The sequence below is a fragment of the Stenotrophomonas sp. genome, from assembly GCF_031995405.1.
GTDB lineage: Bacteria > Pseudomonadota > Gammaproteobacteria > Xanthomonadales > Xanthomonadaceae > Stenotrophomonas.
Map to the genome: position 1 here is coordinate 1 of NZ_DAMAGC010000136.1, position 4854 is coordinate 4854.

Below are 4854 nucleotides of genomic sequence, written 5' to 3' on the forward strand. Positions count from 1 at the left end.
GCCAGCGGCCGGCACTACCCCCGGTATGCGGCGTGGACCGAAGGCCGGCACGGCCGTTCAGCCGCGCAGTTTGCGCAGTTCCAGCTCGCAATGCAGCAGGAATTCGAACGCTTCCATGTGGCGGCGCGCTTCGGCCATGGTGCGGCCCCAGGCGTACAGGCCATGGCCGTCGATCAGGTAGCCCCACAGGGGCTGCGTGTCGAGCAGGGCATCGACCTGCGCCGAGAGCACGTCCATGTCCTGGGTGTTGGCGAACACCGGCACGTCGATGGCCATCTCGTGGGTGCTGTTGCCGTGGAAGGCCTTGAGCAGCTCGTAGCCTTCCAGCCGGATGTGGCCCTGCGGCGCGTACAGACGCGAGGCGATCGTCTGCACCGGCGAATGGGTGTGCAGCACGCAGCCAATCTCCGGGAAGCGGCGATACAGCTGGGTGTGCAGCAGCGTTTCGGCCGACGGGCGCAGCGGACGGCCGACGGCCTTGCCGTCGAAGTCCACCACCATGATGTCGTCCTCCACCAGCCGCCCCTTGTCCTTGCCGGACACGGTGATCGCCGCATGGCGGTCATCCAGGCGGTGCGAGAAGTTGCTGCTGGTGGCCGGGGTCCAGCCGGCCTGGGCCAGCTCGCGGACGTTGTCGATCAGCAGTTGGGCCAGCTCGCTCAGGCGGGCGGTGTCGTAGGGGAAGGTGGGGGTGGTCATGGCGGGTATTTTACGGCGCTTCGATGATTCCCGCTGCGTTCTGGCGTTGCGTGGCGCCGGCCAGCGGCCGGCGCAGGCCCCTTACTCGCCGCGCAGGCGGCTGTGGCGGTAGCCGTAGCCGAAATAGATCGCAAAGCCCACGGCGGTCCAGACGCCCATCAGCATCCAGTTGTGCGCGGTCATCGCGGTCAGCAGCGCTACGCAGCTGAGCACGCCCAGGCTGCAGATCAGCCACGCCATCGGCATCCGGAACGGACGCGGCAGGTCCGGCTGGGTGCGGCGCAGGATCAGCACACCGGCGCAGACCGCCGCGAAGGCGATCAGCGTGCCCATCGAGGTCAGCTCGCCGAGGATGTCCAGCGGGAACAACGCGGCCAGCAAAGCGATGCCGATACCGGTGATCACCGTGTTGATGTGCGGGGTGCGGTACTTGGGATGGATCTTGGTGAACACCGGCGGCAGCAGCCCGTCGCGGCCCATGATCATGAAGATGCGCGGCTGCCCGATGATCATCACCAGCACCACCGAGGACAGGCCGATCAGTGCGCCGATCTCGACCACGATGCGCAGCCAACCCAGCTGCGGATGCGCGGCCACGGCGGTGACCACCGGCTCATCGGTGCCCAGCAGCGCATAGGGCACCAGCCCGGTCATTACCGCGGCCATGGCGATGTACAACACCGTGCAGATCACCAGCGAGAGCAGCATGCCGATCGGCATGTCGCGCTGCGGCCGGTGCGATTCCTGCGCGGCCACCGACACCGCCTCGAAGCCGATGTAGGCGAAGAACACCATCGCCGCGCCGCGAAGTACGCCTTCGAAGCCGTACTTGCCCGGCCCCTCGTTGGCGGGGATGAACGGGGTCCAGTTGGCCGGGTCGACGTACTTCCAGCCGGCGATGATCACCAGCACGATCAGCCCGGTCTTGAGCACGACCATGGCCATGTTCATCGCCGAGGACTTGCTGATGCCCACATAGCACAGCCAGGTCAGCAGCAGCACCAGGGTGGCGGCCGGGACGTTGGCGATCGCGCCGGTCGGGCGCAGCTGCGCGTCCAGCGGGGCGCTGACCAGCGCCGCCGGCAGGTGGATGTCGAAATGACTCAGCAGGCTCAGGAAGTACCCGGTCCAGCTGACCGCCACTGCCGACGCGGAGACGCCATATTCCAGCACCAGCATCCAGCCGATGAACCAGGCCGAGAGCTCGCCGAAGGTGGCGTAGGTGTAGGTGTAGGCGCTGCCCGACACCGGCACCATCGCCGCGAACTCGGCGTAGGCCATCGCGCAGAACGCGCAGCAGATCGCCGCCAGCACGAAGGACAGCATGATCGCCGGGCCGGCGTGGTTGGCCGCCGCCTGGCCGGTAATCACGAAGATGCCGCCGCCGATGACCGCGCCGATGCCCAGCGCCGTCAGCCCCCACGGGCCGAGGGTGCGGACCAGGCTCAGGCCGTTGGCGTCTTCATGGGCGGCGTGGGGGTGCTTGGTGGCCCACAGTTGCTTGAACATGGTTTGGGTTTCTTCTCAGGTGCGACGTGTCAAAACACCGGGCCGGCGCAAGGCCGGCCCGGCAGCACTCAGGTGGAGGTCTTGTTGAGCTTGCTGTGGCGGATGCCGTAGCCGAAGTAGATGCACAGCCCCAGCAGCGTCCAGCCGAGGAACAGGTGCCAATGCACCGCGAACGCCTGCCAGAACAGGAACAGGCACGACAGCGCGCCCAGCGGGCAGATGATCCACACCAGCGGCACGCGGAACGGACGCGGCAGTTCCGGGCGCGTGTAGCGCAGGATCAGCACGCCGATGCAGACCGTGGCGAAGGCCAGCAGGGTGCCCATCGACACCAGTTCGCCCAGCACGTTCAGCGGCACCAGGCCGGCCAGCGCGGCCGCCAGCACACCCACGACAATCGTGGCCCAGTACGGGGTGCGGAAGCGCTTGTGCACCTTGCCGAAGATCTTCGGCAGCAGGCCGTCGCGCGAGATCGTGTAGGCGATGCGGGTCTGGCCCATCATCATCACCAGCACCACCGAGGACAGGCCGGCAATCGCGCCGATTTCCACTGCGGTCTTCAGCCAGGACAGGCTCGGGTAGGCTTCCAGCGCGGTGGCCACCGGCTTGTCGGTGCCCAGCAGGTGGTACGGCAGCATGCCGGTCAGCACCGCGCAGACGATGATGTAGACGACGGTGCACACCGCCAGCGAGCCGAGCAGGCCGATCGGCATGTTGCGCTGCGGGTCCTTGGTTTCACCGGCAGCGGTGGAGACCGCATCGAAGCCGATGTAGGCGAAGAATACGATGGTGGCCGCGCGGAACACGCCACTCCAGCCGAATTCGCCGGATACGCCGGTGTTTTCGGGGATGAAGGGATGCCAGTTGGCCGGGTCCACATGCGCCGCGCCGATGCCGATGAACAGGCAGATCACGAAGACCTTGATGGCCACGATGATGGCGTTGACGAAGGCAGACTGGGTCACGCCTACGTACAGCAGGCCGGTCACCGCCGCCACGATCAGCACCGCCGGCATGTTGAACAGCTTGCCGGAGGAAACAAACTCCTGCCCGGTCCAGGCGATCGGCGCGGCACTGAGCGCGTCGGGGAAGGGCATGTGCAGCGTGGTGGTGATGAAGCTGATCAGGTAGGCCGACCAGCCCACGGCCACCGAGGCCGAGGCGAACAGGTACTCCAGCACCAGGCACCAGCCGATGAACCAGGCCATGCCTTCGCCCAGGGTGGCGTAGGAGTAGGAATAGGCGCTGCCGGAGACCGGCATCATCGCCGCGAACTCGGCGTAGCAAAGGCCGGCCAGCGCGCAGGCGAAGCCGGCGAAGACGAAGGACAGCATCACCGCGGGGCCGGCATGGTTGGCGGCGGCCTGGCCGGTCAGCACGAAAATACCTGCGCCGATCACCGCACCGATGCCGAGCATGATGAGGTGTTTCGCCGTGAGGGTCCGTTTCAACGTGGCTTCGCCGTCCAGGCTGCCTTCGATGGGTTCACCGGCATCGACGTGCCCGGCCGGTTCAACCGGTTTTACCCTCAACAGAGACTTCAGCATGCAGTGCTTCCCTAAATGGACAAAGGTGAGGTGCGCGGTACTTTGCCGCACACCCTGATGGCAACTGGGCGCCCCAACGGTGCGGGGCCCGCTGTACCTTAGCCAAAGCTGAAGCCCGCGCACAAGCACAAATGCAGCATGGGCCGGCGATAATCGACAAATTCCGCCCTGCGCCCCCGCCCCCATGTCGATCGACCCTGAATCCATTGCCGTTGCTGATGCCGAACTGCGTGCCCAACTGGCCGCATATGCGCGGCGCCAGCCTGAACACGCCGCCTTGGCTGACGAATTCAGCACATTGTTGGACGATGCGGAAGACCCGTTCCTGCGCCAGCGCCTGGCCGGCCATTTCACCGGCAGCGCGTGGCTGGTCAGCACCGACGGCGCGCGCGTCCTGCTCACCCACCACCGCAAGCTGGACCGCTGGCTGCAGCTGGGCGGCCACGCCGACGGCGACCGCAACCTGGCCCGGGTGGCGCTGAAGGAGGCCGAGGAGGAATCCGGGCTGAGCGGGCTGGTGCTGGAGGATGGCGAGCTGTTCGACATCGACAAGCACTGGATCCCCGAGCGCAGGGACGTACCCGGTCACTGGCACTACGATGCCCGTTACGTGGTGCGTGCGCTGGGCAGCGAGCAGTTCGCGATCAGTGAGGAGTCCCTGGCCTTGGCCTGGCGGGATATCCGCGACGTGGCCAATGCGGCGATCGAGACACCGGACGGTGACGATTCGCTGCCCCGGATGGCGAAGCGCTGGCTGGCACGGTAGCCCCGGACGGCGGATTTTTGAGGACCTGGCGCGTGCCGGGCGAAAGGCAGCCGAGCATGGCTCGGCTCTACCCGGGGCTTCGTGTGCATCTGTAGTGCCGAGCCATGCTCGGCAACCGCGCGCCAGCGCGGCACAACCGTCCGCAGCCGGATGCCCCGCGGCGGGTGACGCGGCGGTCGTGGTCGACCTCGATCCGATGCCTGGATCAGGGCATCGCGATCGCGGGGCGAAAGGCAGCCGAGCATGGCTCGGCTCTACCCGGGGCTTCGTGTGCATCTGTAGTGCCGAGCCATGCTCGGCAACCGCGCGCCAGCGCGGCACAACCGTCCGCAG

At 67.1% G+C, this 4854-nt stretch carries 4 protein-coding genes; 1 reads left to right on the forward strand and 3 read right to left on the reverse strand.

Translation table 11 applies throughout. The annotated features are described in order from the left end of the window. Window positions 1–57: 57 nt before the first annotated feature. From RTO53_RS17400 to RTO53_RS17410, 3 genes are all read right to left on the reverse strand, one after another. Complete coding sequence (locus tag RTO53_RS17400) at window positions 58–699, reverse strand: methylthioribulose 1-phosphate dehydratase (RefSeq protein WP_312238976.1); 642 nt, start codon at window positions 697–699, stop codon at window positions 58–60. An 81-nt stretch (window positions 700–780) separates the two neighbouring features. Continuing rightward, window positions 781–2208 (reverse strand): amino acid permease, encoded by a 1428-nt coding sequence (locus RTO53_RS17405; RefSeq protein WP_312238977.1) that lies wholly within the window; start codon window positions 2206–2208, stop codon window positions 781–783. 68 nt (window positions 2209–2276) lie between these two features. Further along, window positions 2277–3755 (reverse strand): amino acid permease, encoded by a 1479-nt coding sequence (locus RTO53_RS17410; protein ID WP_312238978.1) that lies wholly within the window; start codon window positions 3753–3755, stop codon window positions 2277–2279. Window positions 3756–3939: 184 nt separating this feature from the next. On the opposite strand from RTO53_RS17410, the gene RTO53_RS17415 reads away from it, so the two are divergent. Continuing rightward, a complete protein-coding gene (locus tag RTO53_RS17415; RefSeq protein ID WP_312238979.1) occupies window positions 3940–4521 on the forward strand; it encodes an NUDIX hydrolase in 582 nt (193 codons plus the stop codon). Window positions 4522–4854 lie beyond the last annotated feature (333 nt).

What these genes read in the sequence shown, in the direction of transcription:
- RTO53_RS17400 (WP_312238976.1), bottom strand. Translation starts at nt 699, where the DNA reads ATGACCACCCCCACCTTCCCCTACGACACCGCCCGCCTGAGCGAGCTG.
- RTO53_RS17405 (WP_312238977.1), bottom strand. Translation starts at nt 2,208, where the DNA reads ATGTTCAAGCAACTGTGGGCCACCAAGCACCCCCACGCCGCCCATGAA.
- RTO53_RS17410 (WP_312238978.1), bottom strand. Translation starts at nt 3,755, where the DNA reads ATGCTGAAGTCTCTGTTGAGGGTAAAACCGGTTGAACCGGCCGGGCAC.
- RTO53_RS17415 (WP_312238979.1), top strand. Translation starts at nt 3,940, where the DNA reads ATGTCGATCGACCCTGAATCCATTGCCGTTGCTGATGCCGAACTGCGT.